Origin of the sequence: Capsulimonas sp., from assembly GCF_039929585.1 — a bacterium.
Classification (GTDB): domain Bacteria; phylum Armatimonadota; class Armatimonadia; order Armatimonadales; family Capsulimonadaceae; genus Capsulimonas.
The window spans coordinates 1-20,814 of record NZ_JBDSQY010000168.1 but is presented as its reverse complement, the minus strand read 5'-3'; the positions used below and the strand labels follow the sequence as shown (position 1 = coordinate 20,814).

The following is a 20,814-nucleotide window of genomic DNA, read 5'->3' as shown; positions in this document are numbered from 1 at the left end:
CGCCCAGCAGAATTGGTCCATCTTGCCTGGCGGTTCTGGGACATGCTATCTCATGAACCTCGCCTCGGGCCAGCTGCTGCAATCTACCGGCGATCCGTATCACACCCACGGCGGCGCGAACGTCCCCAGCAGCAGCAAAGTTGCGGCAACACCGCCATATCACTCCAACCAGCAAATATGGTCGCTTCCCGCGTCCGGCAGTGGGGTGAATTTATTCAATCCAATCAACAACCAGCACGTACGGGCCACGGGGGACTCTTATTGGTCCAACACCAGCCAGGCCTATGTGTCTGGATGCTACCAATCGGCCCTCGTCCCGCATGCGTCCGTCAGCTCACAAGACCAGTGGAATATGGTGCTCCGTGACGGAAACTATCAGATCGTTGCTCGCACCTCGGGGACCGTGCTCGACTGTACCGGCGGCGGCACAGGAAACGGGACGGCCATTGAGCTCTGGACAAACTTGAACAATCAATACCAGACATGGCGGATCACGTACCTGAACAATGGTTACTACTCTATTGTCAATCCCAATTCCGGGCGTTCTCTGGACTGTACTGGCTATACTGGAAACGATAATACCCAGATCGAGCTTTGGGACTACAGCGGCAATGCTGGTCAGCAGTGGAAATTCACCATGCAGGCAGACGGCGGGTTTACCATTTCCCCAGCCCTGACAAACGCGAACGGCGTCAATGATGTGCTGGACGGGGCAGCATGCTCCGGAGCCGCAGGCGCCAAGATAATTCTGTGGCCCTGGAACGGCGGCACGTGCCAGCAGGAATGGAACCTCACGCCTCTGTAATGGGCAGCCTGCTTCTCAGCTGAGAGCGTAACAACTCTCAGCTGTTTCTACTTAGCTCCGTCCTCTCGTCGTCCCCCGCGATCCTCACAACGTTTGCCGCCCAAGCGCCAAGGGTAAAGATCAATATCAGTAAGATTTTCACGTGAAAACGATGAGAGAAGAGGGAATGACGATGGATACCGTACAGGAACCTGTTCAGACAGCAACACATCTGGTCGCCGCTGCTTTTGTCGATCGCGCTCACGCGGAGGAAGCCATCCTCGCCCTGGAAGGCGCCGGTTTCCCTCAGGACTCCATTGGCGCGGCGCTGAAGAACCACGCGGAAGAAAAACTCCTGATGGAGCACACGGGGGCTCATGGAACGGGTGAGGAGCGCACGAGTATTGTCGAAGGCGGCGTGATCGGCGGCTTTGTCGGCGCGATTATCGGCTTTGGGATTTTGAGCGTTCCCGGGGTTGGCCCAGTGATCGCCGGCGGTATTTTGGCCTCAGCGCTGGCCGGCGCCGGAATTGGCGCGGCCTCGGGGGGCATCCACGCCGCCCTAACGCACCTCGGCTTAACCACGGAGCAGGCCGACGAACTGGAAACCCAGTTTCGCGCCGGCGCCGCTCTTGTGACTGTGGCCGCCGGCGCGCGTGGAGACGAAGCCTCAGCGATCTTCCACAAGTTCGGCGGTCAACTGCACGCCGTCGAGACCGAAGCGCCGATCAGCGAGGAAGAAGCCGAGGAGATCGAAGAAAAGGCCTGGTAGTCCAGGACAATTCTTCCATTATAAGATCATCTCAATATACTTCTGGGACGCCGCGTCCAGACTCTCGACATTCGTGATCTCGAAGCGGCTCCCATCCACATCCAGCAGCAGCAGATGCGTCGGCGAAAGCCACACGGCGTTCTCCTGCAAATTCTGTGTCACGAAATCGCGCGTTCCCCGATCTGTCTCCACCGTCCAGTAAGTCGCCCCAAACTCCTGCTTCGCATGTTTGACGATCAGTACCGTCGCGGTCAGATATCGGCGCCGCAATTCCTCCTGGGCCGCCGCCAGCGACTCAGCAGAGAGCAAGTTTGGGTTCGAAACCGTGACGATCTCATCGCCTTTCCCATCCAGCAGCGCGAGATAGGTATTGGGGCGCGACAATGGCGCCGCCCACGCGGGGCGGACGGTGTGATAAGACTTTTCGCCTTCGATGGTGAGGCGGAGGCGGTCCTTGGGTTCGTAGAAGAGTTTTAAGGTTTGTGGGTTCATTTGTTTTGTCCGTGTGCGCCTCATCTCCCCGCGCTTTAGCGCGCCTCCCCTCTTTCCCTGCTAAAGGCCCTTCGGGCGGGAAAGAGGGCGTTCATCACTAGAGGCCGCACGAGTTAATCCGGTGTGGATGGGCTTATTGGGTCTGTTGTTGGCGGCGCTGAGAATGCAGCCTTGGTAATTTGGTCGAGTGTATAGGAAAGACGAGTTTCAACATCGTCTGCCGAGATGCGTAGGATACGCAGACCGTGCTGCGCGAGAACTTTGTCGCGTTCAGCGTCGTAGGGCTGTTGGTCAGCGTGTACGGCGCCATCCACTTCGACCACAAGCCTTTTCGTATGGCAATAGAAGTCGACGATAAATCCGGCAATGACTTGCTGCTGGCGAAAGTGCAGTCCGCGATGCCGCCCGCCTCGCAGCCGATCCCAAAGTATTTTCTCCGTCGGCGTTGGCTCCTTCCGAAACTCCTGCGCCAATTCCACTTTCACCGGAGCATGCTTTCGCCGAATGACCGGCGCATTATCGTCAAGCAAACCAAAATCCCTTCTTATTCCTAATCACATTACGTAACCCTCGTGCGGCGCATAATTACGAACGCCCCCTTTCCCGCCCGAAGGGCCTTTAGCAGGGAAAGGGGGACAGCGCGCTAAAGCGCGGGGGGATGGGGAGCTTACTCCGCCAGCCCAATAATCTGCGTGACCTGGCTCTGTGTCTCCACCAATTTGAAGAACTCGCCCTTCTTTTCCATCAGTTCCGCGTGCGTGCCGATCTCGGCGATCTCGCCCTTGTCCAGCACGATCAGCCGATCCGCGTTGCGCAGGGTCGAAAGACGGTGCGCGATGGCGAAGGTGGTGCGACCGGCGGTGAGGCGGCCGATGGCTTCTTGAATTTGCTTTTCGGTTTCGACATCAACACTGCTCGTGGCTTCGTCCAGGATCAAGATCCGTGGATTGTGCAGGATCGCGCGGGCGATAGAGATGCGCTGGCGCTCGCCGCCGGAGAGCTTGGCGCCGCGTTCGCCGACCATCGTGTCGTAGCCGTCGGGCTTCGCTAGGATGAAGTTGTGTGCGTTCGCGGCTTTGGCGGCCTCGATGACGTCGTCGAAGTCCGCGCCGGGCTTGCCGTAGGCGATGTTCTCCCAGATCGTTCCATTGAACAGGAACGGCTCTTGAAGGACCAAGCCAATCTGGCGGCGCAGGTCTTGCAAGTCGAGATCGCGGTAGTCGATGCCGTCGATGGTCAATGTGCCAGCGTCGGGTTCGTAAAATCGACAGATGAGATTGATCGTTGTTGACTTGCCGGCGCCGGATTTGCCGACCAGGCCGATCATCTCGCCGGGCTTAGCCGTGAACGAGAGGTTCTTGAGCACGGGGTTCGATTTGTCGTAGCCGAACCGAATGTTGCTGAACTCGACCGTCCCTTCGATCGCGTGTATCTTAGCATCTTGCTTGGCGTAACCCTCTTTCTCCATATCCATGATCTCGAAGATACGCTCGGCGCCGGCCATCGCGCGGCTGAACCAGTTGTTCACCTGCGCGAACCATTGCAGCGGACCATAGATCAAGTTGAGATAAGCCGTGACCTTAATGAGGTCGCCCAGCGTGATTTCGTGTCGATAGACCATGGGGCCGCCGACGGACCAGCAGATCAGCGTGCCGATACTGGTGAAAAGGCTCATGGCGCCGAAGATTGTGGACCAGCGCGAATCTGCGGCCACGGCCGCGTCGCGCAGTTCGTTGTTGCGCTGCGCGAACCGATCGAACTCCAGGTCTTCCTGTGCGAACGCCTTCATGACGCGGACGCCGGAGAGCGATTCGTTGAGCAGCGTGTGGAAGCGCGCCCACTTCTGACCGACGCGCGTGAACATTGTGGACATCGGCCGCCAGAAGACGATGCTGATCAGCATGACGATCGGGATCGGCGCGATGATCGCCAGTGTCAGCTTGACGCTGATTTGGAGCAGAAACCCGATGACGCCGATCAGCATCAGTGAATTGATGACAAGAAACGGAAGTCCATCGACGAGAAATCCCCAGACACGGTCCGTATCCTGGGTCACGCGACTTGAGATGGCCCCGACCTGCTTCTTATCGAAATAGCTGACCTGCAAATACTCGATCGCTCGGTAGAGCTGTGAGCGCAGGTCCGCCGCAATATTCGCGGCGAGAAAGGCGATCAGGCGGCCGTTGACGATCTGTATCATCGAACCGAAGACAATTACTCCGCCCCAGAGCGCCATCAACTGATAAAGGTGATGGAGGGTGTGGTGGGAGCTGAGAATGCCGTTGACCAGGTTGCCGACGATCTGCGGCGGAATCAGGTTCGCCAGCGTTGTCAGAATAGAGCATGTGGTCAGAAGCGCCGCCTGCAAGCGATACGGCTTGAGGAAGCCGGCGATGCGCAGCAGCGTGCGGCCGCGATTGACGCACGCGGGGCAGACGCCATCCTTTTCGGGCAGCAGCCGTCCGCACTTCGGGCAGTTCGTCTGCTCCGTCTTGAGGCTGATCAGCAGCGGCTCGCCTTTGGCGAGCTGTTCGATGCCGCGCGCGGCCTCGCTGAACTGCGCCGCGACCGCTTGGGAGTAGCTGATAATCGGGAGGATCTCACCGGTCTTGGCCGTGATCTCCAGCCGTCCGCCGCCGACCAATGGCTCGTTGCGGGCGGTCTTGATTTCGGAGATCGGCATCTGGAAGGCGAGGGTTCCATCGTGATCGAGCACCCGTACTTGATCTTTGGTAATCTCCAGGCTGCGTCGGCCAAACGAGCCGTCACTGTCGATGTCAGCCTCCAGCTGGACCAGCGGCGTATCATCTCGCTGTTCTTCGGATTCGTGCGTCGCTTCCAATGTCGCCATGCGGTCCTCCTGGTCATGATCGGCGCGGTCCGGGCCGCCGCCTTGACGCTTCTGCGTTCTCCACTGTTCTTAGGTTCTAACATTATCGCCGCGAAGGGGGCGAAAAACAAAAGGTTTTTCGCGATGCGCATTTTTCTTTTTCCGATTCTCATGTCATGAGAAGGGTTTTCGGTGTTATTCTCATAACGCTGGGTACATTCACCCATGGACACAGAGCGCCGGACGAAATCGCGCTCAGAAAAAAGGACCCTATGCCGACACGAGAAATCCCACCTGCCGAATGGAAGTCATATTTGGAAGCGTTTAGCGAGCGCCATCAAGGCGCCCTCGCCAAGGTGCTCGTCGCCGATCCATCGGGCGAGCACACAGTTGTCAAGTCCCTGCCGTTTGTCGGCATCTCTCTGGAGACCAAGGGAAGCGATGCGCACGAAATCGCCTTGGAGCTGGGTGATGACGCCTCCGACCACGAGACTCATTTCATCGCACAGCCGAAGAAGCTCTATCACAAGGACGCCACGACGGACCTGAGTGAAGAGATCAACAAAGATGAGATCATCGAAATCACTTCTGGCGTGGACCCGCCGATCACCGTGATTCACCTTCGGCATGCGTAAGCAATGGCGCGGACGCCCTTCTGTGAGAGCGTCCGCGCCTCTGCTAGAATCGCTCCGGCATTCGTTCGCGCAGCATATCTCTGAGTTCCCGAAGCTCTCGCAGTTCCTGGGTGTCGCTGTGGACGACGACCATGCTTGATGTCGGCGCTGTCGGCGCGGGCATGTCCTCCTCATCGACGTAGGCGTTCAGCAATGTGCAGGCGACCCCGAGTTCGTCGAAGCTGTCTTCGTCCGCATTCAGTCGCACAAAGAGATCGCGCGGAACGACGTTTTGCTCGATAAAGTGATCCAGCAGGCTGTTGTACTGACGGATCCCCATCTTCGCCCCACCTTCCAGGGCGCCGGTCAGGCTCGACTCACGGGCAAGATCGGTGATCGCCGCCAGCAGGCGCCTCGCTTGCTTTAAACTGACATTGAACGACGGTGCATTGGCCATTGATTGTTTCCTTTTCGTTTTTACTCAGGCGCCGCCGCAGCAGTTCGCGAGCGTAGTGCAGGCGCCATTTGACGGTTGTGATGGGGAGCGACAGAAACGCAGCGATTTGCGCGACCGACCATTCCTCCCAGTAGCGCAGACGCAGAACGATCCAGTAATCCTCGCCCAGATCGGCGAGCGCCTCGGTCAGATCGTCCCGGATTGGATTGGGCGCGGTCGGCAGACGTTCGAGATGCGCGGGTTCGAGCGGCAGAAAGCGCCCTTCCTGCCGCACCACTCGCCGCGCCCGATGGCGGGTAATGGCGCCGAGCCACGGTCCGAACTGCGCGGGATGGGCAAGTGTCGGCAGGGCGTTCATGGCGATGACAAGGGCGTCCTGCGCGACATCTTCCGCACGCGCCGCATCGCCGACAATGGGGCGAGCGATCAGAGAAATCCCCGCTCGATACCGTCGGGCGAGAACATCAAACGCATCCCGGCATCCGGACCGCGCTCGCAGCACTAATTCCCCATCCTCTCTCTGTTCCAGCTGCGTTTCTTCCAAAACCATGTTTGCCACTCCCACAGTATAGAGACATGTGGCTCGCATTTGGATAGGTCTCGCCGATTATTTTTGTCTCCCGCCGATATGCTACAATAGGCCATGTTCTCCGCTCCATCGACGCCCATTTCCAAGCCTCTCGCCAAGTTCCGCGCCGACCCCATCGCCTTCCTGCGCGGACTTGTGCGTGAGCAAGGCGACATGCCCCACTTTCGCATGGTGGGCCGCCGTTTTGTTCTCGCCAATCACCCCGACGCCGTTCGCGAAGTTCTCATCACTCACCAATCCTCCTTCACCAAAGGCCCCGGTCTACTGCGCGCCGAGCCGCTGCTTGGCAATGGTCTGCTCACCAGCGACGGCGCCGACCACCGCCGTCAGCGTCGCCAATTGCAGTCGGCGTTTTCGCCGGCGAAGCTGGATGAGTATCTGGCGGTGATGAGAGATTCGGTGCGTATGATGCGTGATGAGTGGAGTGATGGCGAGACGCGAGATGTACATCGGGAGATGTCGCGGCTGACGCTGGAGATTGCGCTGCAGACGCTGTTTGGCGCGGCCCCCCTGCCCCCCAATCCTGGGGGAGGAGGTTGTCGTGAGGCGGGGACTGCTTCTTGTCCGCATCTCCAGATGGATGGCGTCGGCGAGGCCATTACCAACGCCATCTTCTCTCGTTACGGAAAACTCACCAACGAGCAAAATCACCCATCCGACAACCTCCTCCCCCAGGATTGGGGGGCAGGGGGGCCGCTGACAATCGCTGTCGATCGGCTTCTCCAGCATCATGCCGGCGTCGACGACACGCTGCTCGGGCTTCTCTTCCAGGAAACGGGACTTGCTTCCGAAGTTCAAGACGCCGAGCGGCGCGATCAGGCGATGACGTTTTTGATCGCTGGGCATGAGTCCGTTTCCGTGGCGCTGGCCTGGGCATGGTATTTGCTCGCCCGACACACCGAAATCGAGGCGCGTTATCATCGAGAGATCGATGGGTGGGATGGGGTAAATCTCTCGGCGCTTGTGTATACGCGCGCCGTGATCGCCGAGACGATGCGCCTGTATCCGCCGGCGTGGATGATGAGCCGGGAGGCTCAGGAGACTGTTGTGGTGGGAGGCGAGACGATGGAGGCGGGGACAATCGTCGTTGTCGCTCCATGCGTGACGCACCAGGACGCACGGTTTTTTCCGGAGCCCCATGCGTTTCGTCCCGAGCGCTGGCTGGAAGCGGAGACGTGGCCGCGCTTTGCGTACTTCCCATTCGGCGCGGGGGCGCGTAAGTGTATCGGCGATGAGTTCGCCTGGCGGGAGATGGTTCTGCTGATGGCGACCCTCGGTCGGGAATGGGCGCCGCGCTTTGATTCCGAGGCGGCGCCCATTCCCCAGCCGATCGTGACCCTTCGTCCGCGCGGCGGAATGCCGATGCGGCTCGTGCGGCGATCTACTGAGAGTCGCCTTTCTTCTTAGGACCAACCTTGGCGCCGTGCTTTTTGAGCAGCGCGATCATGTCCTTGCGCTTGAAGAAGATTGCTTCGTCCAGCGGCGTCTTGCCGAAGTGATTGGGCGCGTTCACCTTGGCGCCGTGGGCGATCAGGAACTTCGCCGTGGGGAGATCTTCCCAGAAGACGGTGTTGTAAAGCGCGCTTTCGCCTATGAAGTCTTGAGCATCCACGAGCTTTGGGTTCTGCTTGAGCAGTCGTTTCATCTTCGGAATGTCATGCGCCTTGACGGCGTCGATCATCTTGTCGGCGAGCGGGTCTTTTTTTGTCTCGGAAGAAGATCCAAGAGAAGATTTCGAGCTGTCCTGCATCGATTTCAGAATGACGGCCGGGTCGCCTAGATCGAGCCGCCACTGTCCGGCTTCCTGGACCGCAGCGATAGACACGACGCCCGGGAGATCCAGCGAGTTTCCCTTGGTCGGCGTAATCTTCACTTCCGTAGGGCTGACGACCTGGAAGGTGTATTTGCTCAGATCCGTGGGGATCGGCTGGCTGAATTTGAACCCATCATCTTTGCTGTCGGATGTGCTGAGCTTGTCCACGCGCGTTAAGAACTCCATGAGCTTGCTCACAAACTCGCGCTCATGGCCCTTCAGCGTCTCGGGAAGGCCGGTCAGCGGCTGATCGGGCTTTGCCTCGCCGAGATAGGTGGCGATAAAGGCGTCGAAGTCCTTTTTCAAGTTCGGGTCTGGAGAAGGCTTGTCCGGGCTCACGCCCAGCTCGGAAAAGCCGATGCCGAAGGCGACCGGGATGGTAAAGACGATCCCGATCGTGCCCACGGAGCGGTCCGTGAGATGTCCGACCGCGTCCGGCAGCGACTTCGAGCCCGCGAAACCCAGGAGCGCCTCATGAGCCCCCTTGAGCGCGGCCGCCGATTGGTCGGGAGTGATCTCGGCCGGCGCCGTTGCGGCGGGCGGCGGATCCTGCTGCGCCCGGGCCCCCTGCAGCGAGAAGAACGCTGCGGAGCAGAGAACGACGCAGGCGGCGTTGGCGGCGAATCGTGCTCGGATGGGGTTCATGACGTTTCCTTTACTTGGCGGCGTCTCTCTTGGCTTTTTTCAGAGTGTCGAGAATCTTGTCGGAATCGCCGAGATCGACTTTCCAGACGCCGTCTTCCTGGAGGGCTTCAAATGTCGTGACGCCGGGGAAATGCAGCGCCTTTGGGTCTTGAGGCGTCACCTTCACATGCGTGGGATTGACAATGTCGAACTTGAAGAAGTCGAGCCGGGCGGGCAGCAGCGCCTGCTGCTGGGACGCGGCGTCGTCCGACTTGTCGTTGGGGGCCTTGCCGTTGAAGCGGTTCGCGAAGGGAACGAGCCCTTGCAGGAATTCATGTCCATGGCCCTGGACTTTTGCCGGGATCGCCGAGACGCCGAAGATCTTGTTGGCGTCGATCCCATAGCTTTGCAGGTAGGCTTCAAAGTCGCGCTTGAGCGCGGGAGCGGCTTTCGCGTCGGGGAGCTGCTCGGGGGCGGCCTCGACGATATAGGCCATGGGCATGGCTGTGATCACGCCGATCAACGCGGACGATCGGTCGGACAGCGCATTCTTTAGGGCCGGAAGATTTGTCGCCTTGGCGAATGTCAGTACGGCTTGCTGCGCGCTGGCGATCTGTGGATCCGAGGAAAAAACGGGCTCCGCTGGAGCGGGCTGCTCCGCAGGCGAGTTTCCGTCCGCGTAACCTCGGTGCGGCGCGGCGAGCAGCGCGCCGGCTATCAAAGCCGCGCAGCCGATCGCGGCGTATCGTTTGCCAATCATTCGATCACCCTTTCACTCAATAATCTTGCTTCTATTCACCATACCATATTTGGCCCTGGCTTGCCACCATCGCGTGTCAGCCTTTGCCGCTCCTGCCGCCATGGCCCACGAGAACGGCGAGGACATCATCCTTGCCCACTTCTCTCGCTTTATCCACCGGCGTCGCGCCCGCGCTATTCTTCGCGTTCACGCTCGCGCCAAGACGCAGTAGAAGTGAGGTCATCGCGGGCTTACCCTCGCCGACCGTTTGAAAGATCGGGGTTTCCCCCTGTGGGTTTCGTACGCTGAGAACAGCGCGATCCTGGTGAACAATCGATTGGATTTTTGCCGCATCGTTTTTTGAGATCGCCTCTTGAAGATCGCGGGCCTCCGCGATTAAAATTCCTGTTCTCGAGTGCGCCTTTTTACTCCATGATTTCTGCATGGCCTTTGATGCGGCCTGCCCTGGTTTGGCGTTGATTTTTGGACGAGCAATGCCGAAGTTCAACATTGCCATAGCGGCATAGCCTAAAATCACCAAAATCAGAATGACCGTGCCGACCATCCCGCAAATGCGACCAATCTTCGTGTTCTGTCGCTGCATCGGATCGCCGAAGCCGCTATCGATCAGTGAGAGACTCTTGTTGCCCATGATCCAGGCGACGGGGCCAAGAATGGGAAGCCCAATGCTCAAAATGCCGAGGGCAAGAATCAGCGTTCCCTTGACCGGGGTGGGACTGCTATATGATGGTGGCTGCATCGGTCGTTCTCCTCTCGGATTACTGGCTGGCTTCGATTACGGATAGGCGTTATTTTGAAAGCGCGTTCGCCAAAATATTCATTTGATCAAGCACACGCTGCGCGGTCCCGCTGGCGTGCATCCAGTCGACTGAGGCGCCAGGATCGCAGCGGTCAGTGTTAATTTTATCGTCGTAGGGAAGGCGCCCAAGCACGGGAACGCCCGTCAATTGTTCGATCGCCGCCGGGCTTGTTTGCTCCGCCAGACCTGGGTTCAAAGGCATTCCCGCGACGATTACGCCCAGTACTGTCAAGCCGGCTGTCTGTGCATAACGCACCGTCATAACGGTGTGATTAATCGTGCCCAGTGCCGGACGCGCGACGATCAGTACCGGCAGTTCCATCTCTCTCGCCAGATCCGCCATCCCATAATCGCCCTGGATCGGAACGGCGATCCCGCCTGCGCCTTCCACCAGCACGCCCGCGTGTCGTGTTCGCAACTCTCGATAGGCCGTCAAAACCTTCGCGAGATCGACCGTCGTCCCTTCCAATTCCGCCGCGGTGGACGGGGCCAGCGGCGCCTCCAGTCGCACGGGGCAGACGAGGTTCATGGGATCGTTTAAGCCGCTCACATGGGTGAGATATTCGGCGTCGCCCGGCTCCCAACCTTCCTGGGTCCGCCGCACTCCCGTTTGGATCGGTTTCATGACGCCGACCTCATGTCCCATCTCACGCAGCGCGCGCGCGAGCGCCGCCGTACAAACGGTCTTGCCGACGCCCGTGTCAGTCCCGGTGATGAAGAGGCTGGGAGCGATTTGGCTCACTCCATCGCCTCCGCGATCGCGTTGGCGGCGTACTCTAAGTCTTCGACGGTGTGGGTCGCCATCACGCTCAGACGCAGGCGGGCGGCGCCGTCGGGGACGGTCGGCGGGCGGATCGCCGGCGCCCATACTCCGGCTTCTTCCAGGCGCGCGGAGACAGCCAGGGCATGCTCGGACGATCCGATATGGACGGGAATGATCGGCGTGACGCCATAGGGAACCGTCAGGCCTCTCTGTGAGAGCAGAGCGCGCATGTGTCCCGAGTTCAGGGTGAGCTGCTCGCGGCGTTCGGGTTCGGCGCGCAGCAGGCGCAGGGCGGCGCGGGCGGCGGCGACCGGGGCGGGGCTTGGGGCAGTGGTGAAAATGAAGGATCGCGCGGTGTTGCGCAGGTAATCGATCAGGATGCGGCTTCCGGCGATGTAGCCGCCTTCGGAGCCAAGGGCTTTGCTGAGCGTTCCCATCTGGATCGTGTTGCCGGGCTGCATGCCGAAATACTCCAGCGTTCCGCGTCCGGAACCGCCCAGAACCCCGGCGCCGTGGGCGTCGTCGATGTAGAGCCATGCGCCGTGTTCGGCGGCGATGGGCTGCAGCTCCGTCAGCGGCGCGAGGTTGCCGTCCATGCTGAAGACGCCGTCGGTGACAATCAGGCAGCGGCGAAATCGGCTTCGGTCATAAAGGAGCTCTCGCACGTGGTCGCCATCGACGTGATCGTAAATCCGCAGCTCCGCGCGGCTGAGACGGCATCCATCGATCAGGCTGGCGTGGTTGAGCTTGTCGCTGAGGATCAAATCGCCGGGACCGACCAGCGCCGGGATTGACCCGAGGTTGGCGGCGTAGCCGCTGCTGAACAGCAGCGCGGCCTCCGTGTGCTTGAAGTCGGCGAGGTCCCGCTCCAGGGACTCATGCAGATCGAGGTTGCCGCTCATCAGACGCGATCCCGAGGCGCCGGCTCCCCAAGTTTCCGTCGCCTCCCGGGCCGCCTCGCGGACTTTGGGATGCGTGGCAAGCCCCAGATAGTTATTGGAGCCGAACACCAGCATACGGCGGCTGTCGATCACTTCCCGCGGGCCGGGAGGGCTTTCGGTCCGGCGCATGCGTCGGTGCAGATGGGCGGCCTTCAGCTGGTCCAGATCGGCGGATAGTTCGGTGTTGAGGTTCACGGTGTGTCTTGCTTTGAGTTCAGGAGTCTTGGGTCTCGGCCGCGATCGCTTCCCGGAGAATGCTCAGCATCTCGGTCAGCTCCCCGGGTGTGCTGGAAAGCGGCGGAACAAAGGTGATGACATGTCCCAGTGGCCGGGTAATAAGCCCCATCTTTAATGCGCGGCGGCAGATGCGGACGCCGATGGCGTCTTCAAACGGGTACAGCTCTCCGTTCGATTTGTCGCGGACGATTTCGATCCCCGCCATCAGCCCAATTTGCCGGATCCCCCCGACATGCGGCAGTGATTGCGCTACGGAGAGCAGGCGACGGACAAGCGCTATCTTCGGCGTGAGGCCGGCGATTACCTGCTCGCGCTCGAAGATATCCAGATTGGCGAGGGCGGCGGCGCAGGCGAGGGGGTTGCCTGTGTAGGAATGCCCGTGCGTGAAGCTCTTCCACTCCTTGTAATCGCCCAGAAACGCATCGTAAATCTTATCCGTCGCCAGTGTCGCCGCGAGAGGCAGGTAGCCGCCCGTCAGCCCCTTGCCCAGGCACAGAAAGTCGGGCGTGACGCCTTCGTGTTCGCAGGCGAACATCGCCCCCGTCCGTCCAAATCCCGTCGCGACTTCGTCGGCGATGAGCAGCACGTCATAACGATCGCACAGCTCGCGAACAGCCTTGAGATACCCTGCGGGCGCGGCCAAGATGCCCCCGGCCATCTGCACGAGCGGCTCCAGGATTACCGCGCAAATCTCGCCTTTGTGAGACTCCAAAGCCGTCTCCATCTGAGCGACGGCGGATTCCAGGCTCGCGGCTCGCGCGGGCGATGGGACGAAATCGACTTCGAAGAGCAGATCGCGGAAAATCCCGTGGAACAGGCCGACGCCGCCGACGCTCACCGCGCCGATCGTGTCGCCATGGTAGCCTTCCGAGAGCGCGACGAACCGCCGCCGGTCCTGCCCCAGATGCTTCCAATACTGAAACGCCATCTTCAGCGCGACTTCAATCGCGGTCGATCCATTGTCCGAATAGAATACGCGCGTCAGCCCCGCCGGCGCGAGCGCCGCGAGCCGCGCCGCGAGCCTTGCCCCCGGTTCGTGCGTCAGTCCCAGCATTGTTGAGTGCGCGACTTTTCCCAGCTGCGCGATCACGGCGTCATCGATCTCCTTGCGCCGATGCCCATGGACATTCAGCCACATCGACGAATTGGCGTCGTAATACTCGCGCCCTTCGGTATCGCGCAGCTTGACGCCCTCGCCGCTTTCGATGAAGATGGGACTGCCTGCTTCCCAATTGCGCATTTGGGTGAAGGGGTGCCAGAGGTGGGATTTTTCGAGTTGGGTGAGTTGGGTGTTGGTCATGGGTATTTCGTTTTGGGCTCTTGAAAGATTACAAGCACCAATAGGAACCTGGGTTATGAAACCGGGTCGATGAACCCGGCTATAAAAGCCGGGCCTTGGGAGTCGCTCCGCGACTAGCCGTCCGTTCCGGACGGAAGAATTGACAATCGTATATCGGCATTTGCGTCCGGGACGGACGCTTAGCGCGCAGCGCTCCCAAGGCCCGGCTTTTATAGCCGGGTTCCTATTGGGTTTCATACCCGGGTTGATCGCATGGGTGAATACGGGATGCTGTGATTGGTTTGTGGTTTACTCGCCTGTCGTATGTCTGGATCAATTTCATCAGGTATCCTAACACCAGTGCAAACCGTTCTTCCATTATCCACGAAACCCGCCGCGCTGGACTTCTTCGCCGGCGGCGGCCTCGCGTCCGAAGGGCTGTCGCCGCATTTCGATGTGGTCTGGGCCAACGACTTCGCCGCCAAGAAGGCGGCGGTGTATGAGGCGAACCATCCCGGACATCTGCATGTCGGGCCGATCCAGGATGTGCGCGGCCAGGATCTGCCGGCGGCGGAGCTTGCCTGGGCGAGTTTTCCCTGTCAGGACCTTTCGCTGGCCGGACGGATGCAGGGAATGCATTCGGGAACGCGCAGCGGTCTGGTTTGGGAGTGGCTGCGCATTCTGGGCGAACTTCCGGCAAAGCCGCCGGTGGTCGTTGCGGAAAACGTCGCCGGCCTCTTATCGTCCGATGGCGGCGCGAACTATCGCACGCTGCATGCGGCGCTGAACGATCTGGGGTACCGGGTGGGCGCGCTTGCGCTCGACGCTGCGCGTTGGCTGCCGCAGTCCCGGCCCCGAATTTTTGTCGTGGGCGTGTGTCAGGATCTCGAGACATCGGCACTGGAATCGGCGGGGCCGGAGTGGGCCCACTCGGACGCCGCGCGCCGTGTGTCGGATTCCCCCGGCTGGGTCTGGTGGAGCCTGCCCGAGCCGCCGCCGCGTACGGTTCGGTTATCCGATCTCATCGACGCCGATGCGCCGGTCCACGCCGACGGAAGAACCGCCCACGTTCTCAGCCTGCTTTCGGAGCGGCATCATGGAAAGTTGATGCAGCTCGCGAATGGCGATATTGTACCCGGCTACCGTCGGATGCGCGAGGGCGCGCAGCGGCTGGAGCTGCGCTTCGATGGCATCGCGGGATGCCTGCGCACACCGGGCGGCGGCAGCAGCCGTCAGGTCGTGGTGATCCGGCGCGGCGATGAGTTTCAGACACGTTTGCTTACCGTCCGTGAAGCCGCGCGTCTGATGGGCGCGCCGGATACTTACCAAATCCCTGGATCGTACAATGATGGGTATAAGGCCATGGGGGATGCCGTCGCGGTTCCGGTCGTGGAGCACCTGGCGCGGCATCTGCTTGCGCCGCTCGTCCAGATCGCAAGAGCGACGTCCCCGAGGTAACTCATGGCGGACACCATCTCTCCCGAACAGCGCAGCGCCGTGATGCGGCAGGTCAAATCCAAGAACACCAAGCCCGAGATGCGCATCCGTTCGCTGCTGCACAAGCGCGGCTTTCGCTTTCGGCTGCACCGGCGCGATCTCCCCGGTGTTCCGGATCTCGTTTTCCCCAGCCGCAAGGCCGTCGTATTCATCCACGGCTGCTTCTGGCATGGCCACCCCTGCAAGCGCGGTCAGCGCCCACCTGCGACCAACGCCGAGTACTGGCGCGCCAAGATCGCCCGCAACGAGGCCCGCGACATCGTGAACCTGCAAAAGCTGGCGGACATGGGCTGGAAGGTCATTGTCGTATGGGAATGCGAGATGAAACAGATCGACGCCGTGATTGATCGATTGGCTTCGGAGTTAGGATAAAAGTTACCCCACCCGCAAGTTCCTCACCAAATTGCCCCGCAGCAAATCAATCACAATCAATCGCCCACGGTCATCCCCAATCGTCACATAGTCCGCTCCAACGCGCGTCGTGACGGACTGTGCGCCGTTCAGATGCAGCTCTAATCGAACGATTAACGCTTTTGTGTCAACGATGCGACAGCAGACCCCGTTGTCGCTGTGTGTGGAGGCGACGATCCAGCTTCCAGACATGGCGACATCTAGTGGTTCATGGCTGGAGTCGCTGGCGCCGAAGAAGAGCCGCTTTCCGTGCTGTGGGATACCAGTTCCTTCGTAAAGAGACAGGCGCGTCCATGAGTCTCCCAACGGGTCGTTCTCCGGCGGAAGCTCCAGCCGCAAATCGCCGATCAAGCCGGACGGTGAAACGGTGCGTCGCAGGTCGAGATAGCCCGTGGACGATTGTGGGATTTCCGCCCGGCCGCGCAGAGCGAGACTAGGCAGGCCGAGTATCCATCGCTGCCAGATGTCCTGTGCGGCCCCCACGGGCGCACCCCAAAAATCGGTGGTTTCCGAACAGTCGACAAGAAAGGAGCACGAGATCGTGTCCCGTGAGATACGCGTGACGCGTCCGGGGATTTCGGGAGTACGCCAGAGGGCTTTGTAGTTGTCGGCGAGGGCGTCGATCGCGAGGAAGTCGGTTCCGGCGGCGGTGAACCAGAGGGAGCCGTCGTAGGTATTGGCCCAGGCGTCCATTTGGACATCGCGCCAGGGACGGGCGGTGCGCTGGAGGAAGTCCAGTCGAGCGATGCGCATGGCGTCGCCGCGCGGGGCGAGCGCGAGGGCGCGGTCGCCGCTGTCCGAAACGACCAGATGATGGGCGGGCTGGTCCAGATGCGCGATCGTGCGTCCGTCGCGTGCGAGCAGCCGCGCGCCGGCTTCGCCAAGTGCGACGGCGCATCGGCCGTCCGGGAGCCAGACGGCGTCCAGCACGGGCATGGCTCCCGTGTCCGAGGCGTCGATCACGATTTCCAGCGGCGCGTCCCATTCCGCCATCAAGGGGCGGGGACAACTGGGAGAGGGCGGCATGTCCGCTTTCAAGGCGCCGTCGCCGGCAAACTTGATCAGACCAGGCAGCCAGGCGCCGGCGAACCCGATCGATCCCGCAGCGGCGTCCTCAATCAGCGAGCGCGCGGCGGCGCGGGCGAGCGCGGACGCCGCCGGAGTGTGCGGCTCCTGTATCAGAGTTTCCGCGAAGGCCAAACGGGACGCGCCAAGCTCCGGCGCGTCATCGGAAAGCAGCGCCAGAGCGCGCTCGCGGATTTCCGGATAGGCCTCCGGCTCCAGTGTGAGCCGCCGCGCGAGCATCCGGGCGGCGGCGGGGCCGCCGGATTCCAGGGCGCGCCGGATCCACTCGTGTGTCAGGGCTCGCCCTTCCGGGACCGGCCAGGCGACGTCCACGGCGGTGGCGTACTCACCCCGCTTTGCGAGTGTTCCGGCCCAGACCATACGCAGCGTCTGAGCGTGTGGCTTGTTCGTGCGCTCCAATCGTGTGACCGCGTCGCCGAACGCTCCGGTGCGACGGGCGATGTCGGCAGCTCGGTCGGCGTCGCCGGCCAGGAACCACTGGCGTACGATCAAGCCCGGCGGCAGGTCGCGCGCCTCCGCCATCTCCGCCGCTAGACGCATTCGTCCGTGACGTTCCAGGAACGCGACGGCTTCTTCATGGACTTGCAGAAGCTCCGCGAGGATAAACGCGGCTTCGTCGATGCGTCCCGCCGCTTCCAGGCGTGCAAAGGCTTTTCGATACATCTCCTGCAGACTGCCGAAGATGTTCCCCCCAAATAGCATGCTTCCGCCGGGAGAAGTGAGGCCGGGCTGGATTTGAAGATCGTCGCGGCGTCCGGGCAAGCCCAGCGCCGGCCAGGGCGTGCGCCCTTCCTCGCCGGAATCTCCCAGCGGCAGCGCGTGCCGCAGAGCTTCGGCAAAATCGCCGCGCTCGAACATCTGCATCATGCGGGCGAGATAGCGCGCCTGACGCATGCCGAAGATCTGCCCTAGATTTGTTCGAACCAGCATTTGCAGGACGATGCGCCGGAGCCACTCAGGCGGCGCGGCGGGCGCTCGCGGAACTGGCGCCGGCCCCGTTCCTGTCCCACGGTTTGCCCCGGCTGCGCCGGCGGATTTTATCCGCGAAGCCGAGGCGGCGCCCATGAGCAGAGCCATCGGGGTGAGGAGAATTCCAAGCCCCATTCCCAGAGCCTTCGCCACTTTCGATCCCCATTCGTTCGTTCGCTCTGGCTCTGGTGCGCCCATCAGCTCCCGAAGCGCCTTCAGCATGTCGGGCGCGGCTGGAGGGATGCCGGCAAGCTGCGTGCGCGGATCGAACTTCGTGAGTGATTCGAACACCTGCGGCGGCGCGAGGGCGGTTCCGAGTGTTTGCGAAGGCAGAAGAGGCCATGGGGAGACATCGAGCCACGACGCCGGGTCCGCCTGCGTCTCGCTTGTGAGAGCAAACAAAGCCGCCGCGCCGTCTCGGAGAATGCAGATCGTGCGCGGCGGCGGGGCAATTGTGTCCCACTCGTCGTCGGTCAATGGCGCGCTCAGCAGGACGTCTTTGCGTGATGTCAGCGGCAGGCCGGGCGCGCGGCGGCAGTCGATTTCATGTGAGTGGGCGAAACGCAGCAGGAGGCCGTCCGCGACGGCGTGGACCACGGCGCCCACTTCCCAAAGGGCCAGCACGCGCCGCCGCGCTTCCGCTTCGCCCACCAAGGCGAAGTCGAAGAACAGAGCCGAGGCGTCCACGACGCCCTGGTGAACGAGAAAGCGCGGCTTCACGGGTGTCATGAGTCGCTCCCGTTCGGTGTCAATTGATACAGGATCGCTTGATGCTCCAGGGAATAGATGAACACCTCACCGTCCGTGGTCGAGTAAGCGATGATCGCCGCCGCGTGGCTGACGGTGACATGCTCGATCGGCGCATTCGTAAAGGGAAGGGCGTGTGACTGGTTGGGGCCTTGAACCCGAAGCCGCCGAGCGCCCGGCTCCAGCAGTACGAGGGCGGGGAGCGGATTTCCGCGCTGTGCGATGACGCCGACGACGCGGAAATCCGGCCACGACCTCAGCGCAATCATGCCGTCGCGGGTCAGCGCCGTCCATTCTTCGTTCCCCACATGCGCGGCGATCAGCACCGAGCGTTCGTCGACCAAATCTGCTCCATAGCCTTCGAACAGACCCTGGGATTGTGCATCCGGCCGTCCGGTGATCTCGTGCGGCGTGCGCTCGCTGCCGACAATCGCCACGCTCCAGCCGTTCGGAGCTTCCAGGCCGTAAATGATGCGGTCGCGCGCGCCGCGCGCGGCGAGAAATACGCCATTGCTGTAGCGCTGACTGACATAGGCGGCGCCTTTGCCGTCCCGATGGAGGTGCGCGATGGAAAGGCGGCGCGGTCCCGCCGAATTGCGCGGCAGAGCAATGATCAAGCGCGAGCCCTCGGGGTTTGCGTGTGGCTCGGCGAAGCACGGAAGCAGAGGCGACTCCGGACCCGTATTGATTGTTTCCTGATATTTCGCTTCCAGAGGGTATCCGCCGGCCGCCACATTGCCGTTCTTGCCGCCCAGGCAGGAAATCAGCAGAGCGTCGGGCGTCGGGCGCGTCACGATAACATAAGCTTTGCCGGTGCGTCCGGCGGCGAGGATCGTTTGGCGCGACGGATGCTGGTAGACCTTTGGATATCCAGGGCCGGAGCGCGGCGAGTTGGGGACGGGGTAGGCGATCAGGCCGCCGCCCTGCGCTCGCGCGATGAGTTTGCCGCCGCCGGGCGTAAACAGAAGGTTAGACGCCGGCGCCATATTGGGCCGCGCCCGCGTTGGCGCGGCCACGGCGGCGGCGAACGGATCGCGCAAGAGTCGCGCGCAAAGCGCGTCGGCCGGCAGCGGCAATTGCACGTGCGCGTCGGCTCGTCCGGGACGATGGATGTGTGTGGAGATTTCATTCGCCTCCAGACCCAGTTCATCGCGCACCAGGACGCTCGCCGCGCCGTCGTGCGCGGCGAAACGGGCAAGCCGCTCGCCGCCGATGGCCCAAAAATCATCGACGTCGCTTTGCGCCGCCGCACGCTCCCGCCACTTGTCCCACATCTCAGCAGTAGGGGGCAACGATGTCCGGGCCAAAAGCAGCGCTCGGATGCTGGATTCTGTCAGTCCGACGGTCGGTTCCTGATCGGGCTTCTGCAAAATTGCCCACCGAAAGCGCGCCTTCGCGGCTTCGGCGCGGCGGGCGAGGACGATCAGCAGGGCCAGATGCGCGATGCGCGGCCCGCCGATCTGGCTGGGGCCGGCGTCAAACAGAGCGAAGGAGACGCGCCCGCCGGTGCGCGTACGCCGGGCCAGCTGTAAAAAACCGTGCTCGCCCATGGCGGCGCGGCGCAGAAACTCATCGGGCGCTTCGTCGGCGAGGAGCCATTCGGAAAGGAGAAGACGGTCGTAAGGGCCGCGTCGCCCGATGTCTGAGAAGCCGTCGGGATCGCCCTCATCCACACGGTCGCGCGTGCGCATCGGCCCCAGCGCGGCGTCGAGGCGCTGGGCGAGCGGCGCGAGGGCGGCGACGAAATCTGCATCGGGAAACAGACGCAGGTACGGCTCCCAAGAAGCGAGGGCGGCAGGCTGAGAGATCATCGCGTCTCCTCGGTTCGCCGCCACTCGGCCAGCGTCTCGCGCGCTATCGCTCGGGCGGACGCAAAGGACACGAGCGCCGGCCAGTTTGGAACAAGCGCCAGCGGCGGCTTCACCTCGGGATGGCGCAATGCCAGCGCGCCGGCGAGCAGGGCGAGGGGAACGCTGGGAATGTGGGTCGTCGGCGTGAAAAGTGCGGCCGCCGAGGGATCGCGTCCCAGATAAACCACGCCATCTGCCCATGGAAGCTGGTCGGCAGGTCCAAGTACGATCAAAAAACCGTCGCCGGATACTCCTGTGAGCGCCGCCAGCGTTTCGTCGGAAGCGTCCAAAAGCCGGCGGGCCATGGCGATGGCGGCCGCGCCGGAGGCGGCGACGCCGACAGGCTCCAGCGGCAGATCGCGTGTGCGCCAGGTAATAGTGGTGAGATTCGGGCTGGAGACAGGCATGTTCATAGGATCACGAAAGCGATGCTAGAGGTAGATCAGAATTGCCCCTCCACCCCAGAGGATTAGGATAGCCCCTCCGCCCCAATTCTGGGG

20 protein-coding genes are annotated in these 20,814 nt (G+C 61.9%); 6 read left to right on the top strand and 14 right to left on the bottom strand.

The annotated features are described in order from the left end of the window. Both ABIZ35_RS11750 and ABIZ35_RS11745 read left to right on the top strand, forming a co-directional pair. Window positions 1-805 (top strand): RICIN domain-containing protein (locus ABIZ35_RS11750; RefSeq protein ID WP_348220093.1); only part of this gene is annotated, 805 nt, incomplete at its 5' end. A gap of 172 nt (window positions 806-977) precedes the next feature. Next, window positions 978-1,556 (top strand): hypothetical protein, encoded by a 579-nt coding sequence (locus tag ABIZ35_RS11745; protein WP_348220092.1) that lies wholly within the window; start codon window positions 978-980, stop codon window positions 1,554-1,556. Between the two features lie 18 nt (window positions 1,557-1,574). On the opposite strand, the gene ABIZ35_RS11740 is transcribed toward ABIZ35_RS11745, so the two are convergent. From ABIZ35_RS11740 to ABIZ35_RS11730, 3 genes are all read right to left on the bottom strand, one after another. Continuing rightward, on the bottom strand, window positions 1,575-2,048 hold the full coding sequence (locus tag ABIZ35_RS11740; RefSeq protein ID WP_348220091.1) for a DUF1854 domain-containing protein: 474 nt from the start codon (window positions 2,046-2,048) through the stop codon (window positions 1,575-1,577). Between the two features lie 113 nt (window positions 2,049-2,161). Continuing rightward, on the bottom strand, window positions 2,162-2,578 hold the full coding sequence (locus ABIZ35_RS11735; RefSeq protein WP_348220090.1) for a DUF559 domain-containing protein: 417 nt from the start codon (window positions 2,576-2,578) through the stop codon (window positions 2,162-2,164). 137 nt (window positions 2,579-2,715) lie between these two features. Then, window positions 2,716-4,899, bottom strand: a complete 2,184-nt coding sequence (locus tag ABIZ35_RS11730; protein ID WP_348220089.1) for an ABC transporter ATP-binding protein — start codon at window positions 4,897-4,899, stop codon at window positions 2,716-2,718. Window positions 4,900-5,150: 251 nt separating this feature from the next. Between ABIZ35_RS11730 and ABIZ35_RS11725 the strand changes: the two genes are divergently transcribed. Then, window positions 5,151-5,513 (top strand): DUF5335 family protein, encoded by a 363-nt coding sequence (locus tag ABIZ35_RS11725; protein WP_348220088.1) that lies wholly within the window; start codon window positions 5,151-5,153, stop codon window positions 5,511-5,513. Between the two features lie 43 nt (window positions 5,514-5,556). Here ABIZ35_RS11725 and ABIZ35_RS11720 read toward each other — a convergent pair whose 3' ends face one another. Together ABIZ35_RS11720 and ABIZ35_RS11715 are read right to left on the bottom strand one after the other, a co-directional pair. Further along, window positions 5,557-5,949, bottom strand: coding sequence for a hypothetical protein (locus tag ABIZ35_RS11720; protein ID WP_348220087.1), 393 nt, complete (start codon window positions 5,947-5,949; stop codon window positions 5,557-5,559). Next, complete coding sequence (locus tag ABIZ35_RS11715) at window positions 5,870-6,499, bottom strand: sigma-70 family RNA polymerase sigma factor (protein WP_348220086.1); 630 nt, start codon at window positions 6,497-6,499, stop codon at window positions 5,870-5,872. Before ABIZ35_RS11715 ends, ABIZ35_RS11720 begins: the two co-directional genes overlap by 80 nt. A 93-nt stretch (window positions 6,500-6,592) precedes the next feature. Between ABIZ35_RS11715 and ABIZ35_RS11710 the strand changes: the two genes are divergently transcribed. Then, window positions 6,593-7,945: a cytochrome P450 gene (locus tag ABIZ35_RS11710; RefSeq protein WP_348220085.1), complete on the top strand. Its 1,353-nt coding sequence runs from the start codon at window positions 6,593-6,595 to the stop codon at window positions 7,943-7,945. Here ABIZ35_RS11710 and ABIZ35_RS11705 read toward each other — a convergent pair. From ABIZ35_RS11705 to bioA, 6 genes are all read right to left on the bottom strand, one after another. Next, window positions 7,920-8,996 carry an ankyrin repeat domain-containing protein gene (locus tag ABIZ35_RS11705; protein WP_348220084.1) on the bottom strand — a complete coding sequence of 359 codons (1,077 nt, stop codon included), beginning with the start codon at window positions 8,994-8,996 and terminating at the stop codon, window positions 7,920-7,922. The genes ABIZ35_RS11710 and ABIZ35_RS11705 overlap by 26 nt on opposite strands. 10 nt (window positions 8,997-9,006) lie before the next feature. Continuing rightward, the gene (locus ABIZ35_RS11700; RefSeq protein ID WP_348220083.1) at window positions 9,007-9,735 is read right to left on the bottom strand and encodes a hypothetical protein; all 729 of its coding nucleotides are present in this window, start codon (window positions 9,733-9,735) and stop codon (window positions 9,007-9,009) included. Between the two features lie 76 nt (window positions 9,736-9,811). Further along, complete coding sequence (locus ABIZ35_RS11695; RefSeq protein ID WP_348220082.1) at window positions 9,812-10,474, bottom strand: ankyrin repeat domain-containing protein; 663 nt, start codon at window positions 10,472-10,474, stop codon at window positions 9,812-9,814. A 49-nt stretch (window positions 10,475-10,523) separates the two neighbouring features. Continuing rightward, window positions 10,524-11,276, bottom strand: coding sequence for a dethiobiotin synthase (bioD, locus tag ABIZ35_RS11690; protein ID WP_348220081.1), 753 nt, complete (start codon window positions 11,274-11,276; stop codon window positions 10,524-10,526). Beyond that, the gene (bioF, locus tag ABIZ35_RS11685) at window positions 11,273-12,433 is read right to left on the bottom strand and encodes an 8-amino-7-oxononanoate synthase (RefSeq protein ID WP_348220080.1); all 1,161 of its coding nucleotides are present in this window, start codon (window positions 12,431-12,433) and stop codon (window positions 11,273-11,275) included. Before bioF ends, bioD begins: the two co-directional genes overlap by 4 nt. Window positions 12,434-12,452: 19 nt before the next feature. Further along, window positions 12,453-13,775: an adenosylmethionine--8-amino-7-oxononanoate transaminase gene (gene bioA / locus ABIZ35_RS11680; RefSeq protein ID WP_348220079.1), complete on the bottom strand. Its 1,323-nt coding sequence runs from the start codon at window positions 13,773-13,775 to the stop codon at window positions 12,453-12,455. 339 nt (window positions 13,776-14,114) lie between these two features. On the opposite strand from bioA, the gene dcm reads away from it, so the two are divergent. Both dcm and ABIZ35_RS11670 read left to right on the top strand, forming a co-directional pair. Continuing rightward, complete coding sequence (dcm, locus tag ABIZ35_RS11675; protein ID WP_348220078.1) at window positions 14,115-15,212, top strand: DNA (cytosine-5-)-methyltransferase; 1,098 nt, start codon at window positions 14,115-14,117, stop codon at window positions 15,210-15,212. A 3-nt stretch (window positions 15,213-15,215) separates the two neighbouring features. Then, a complete protein-coding gene (locus ABIZ35_RS11670) occupies window positions 15,216-15,623 on the top strand; it encodes a very short patch repair endonuclease (protein WP_348220077.1) in 408 nt (135 codons plus the stop codon). A gap of 3 nt (window positions 15,624-15,626) precedes the next feature. On the opposite strand, the gene ABIZ35_RS11665 is transcribed toward ABIZ35_RS11670, so the two are convergent. Genes ABIZ35_RS11665 through ABIZ35_RS11655 form a run of 3 tightly spaced genes read right to left on the bottom strand, consistent with a single transcriptional unit; the run spans window position 15,627 to window position 20,721 of the window. Next, window positions 15,627-18,446: a bpX6 domain-containing protein gene (locus tag ABIZ35_RS11665; RefSeq protein WP_348220076.1), complete on the bottom strand. Its 2,820-nt coding sequence runs from the start codon at window positions 18,444-18,446 to the stop codon at window positions 15,627-15,629. Next, window positions 18,443-20,275 carry a hypothetical protein gene (locus ABIZ35_RS11660; RefSeq protein ID WP_348220075.1) on the bottom strand — a complete coding sequence of 611 codons (1,833 nt, stop codon included), beginning with the start codon at window positions 20,273-20,275 and terminating at the stop codon, window positions 18,443-18,445. The genes ABIZ35_RS11665 and ABIZ35_RS11660 overlap by 4 nt, the downstream gene beginning before the upstream one ends. Next, a complete protein-coding gene (locus ABIZ35_RS11655) occupies window positions 20,272-20,721 on the bottom strand; it encodes a hypothetical protein (RefSeq protein ID WP_348220074.1) in 450 nt (149 codons plus the stop codon). Before ABIZ35_RS11655 ends, ABIZ35_RS11660 begins: the two co-directional genes overlap by 4 nt. Window positions 20,722-20,814 lie beyond the last annotated feature (93 nt).

Bases quoted from the DNA above. Each gene is read 5' to 3' on its own strand.
- ABIZ35_RS11745 (WP_348220092.1), top strand. From the start codon at position 978: ATGGATACCGTACAGGAACCTGTTCAGACAGCAACACATCTGGTCGCC.
- ABIZ35_RS11740 (WP_348220091.1), bottom strand. From the start codon at position 2,048: ATGAACCCACAAACCTTAAAACTCTTCTACGAACCCAAGGACCGCCTC.
- ABIZ35_RS11730 (WP_348220089.1), bottom strand. From the start codon at position 4,899: ATGGCGACATTGGAAGCGACGCACGAATCCGAAGAACAGCGAGATGAT.
- ABIZ35_RS11725 (WP_348220088.1), top strand. From the start codon at position 5,151: ATGCCGACACGAGAAATCCCACCTGCCGAATGGAAGTCATATTTGGAA.
- ABIZ35_RS11720 (WP_348220087.1), bottom strand. From the start codon at position 5,949: ATGGCCAATGCACCGTCGTTCAATGTCAGTTTAAAGCAAGCGAGGCGC.
- ABIZ35_RS11715 (WP_348220086.1), bottom strand. From the start codon at position 6,499: ATGGTTTTGGAAGAAACGCAGCTGGAACAGAGAGAGGATGGGGAATTA.
- ABIZ35_RS11710 (WP_348220085.1), top strand. From the start codon at position 6,593: ATGTTCTCCGCTCCATCGACGCCCATTTCCAAGCCTCTCGCCAAGTTC.
- ABIZ35_RS11705 (WP_348220084.1), bottom strand. From the start codon at position 8,996: ATGAACCCCATCCGAGCACGATTCGCCGCCAACGCCGCCTGCGTCGTT.
- ABIZ35_RS11700 (WP_348220083.1), bottom strand. From the start codon at position 9,735: ATGATTGGCAAACGATACGCCGCGATCGGCTGCGCGGCTTTGATAGCC.
- ABIZ35_RS11695 (WP_348220082.1), bottom strand. From the start codon at position 10,474: ATGCAGCCACCATCATATAGCAGTCCCACCCCGGTCAAGGGAACGCTG.
- bioA (WP_348220079.1), bottom strand. From the start codon at position 13,775: ATGACCAACACCCAACTCACCCAACTCGAAAAATCCCACCTCTGGCAC.
- ABIZ35_RS11670 (WP_348220077.1), top strand. From the start codon at position 15,216: ATGGCGGACACCATCTCTCCCGAACAGCGCAGCGCCGTGATGCGGCAG.
- ABIZ35_RS11665 (WP_348220076.1), bottom strand. From the start codon at position 18,446: ATGACACCCGTGAAGCCGCGCTTTCTCGTTCACCAGGGCGTCGTGGAC.
- ABIZ35_RS11660 (WP_348220075.1), bottom strand. From the start codon at position 20,275: ATGATCTCTCAGCCTGCCGCCCTCGCTTCTTGGGAGCCGTACCTGCGT.
- ABIZ35_RS11655 (WP_348220074.1), bottom strand. From the start codon at position 20,721: ATGCCTGTCTCCAGCCCGAATCTCACCACTATTACCTGGCGCACACGC.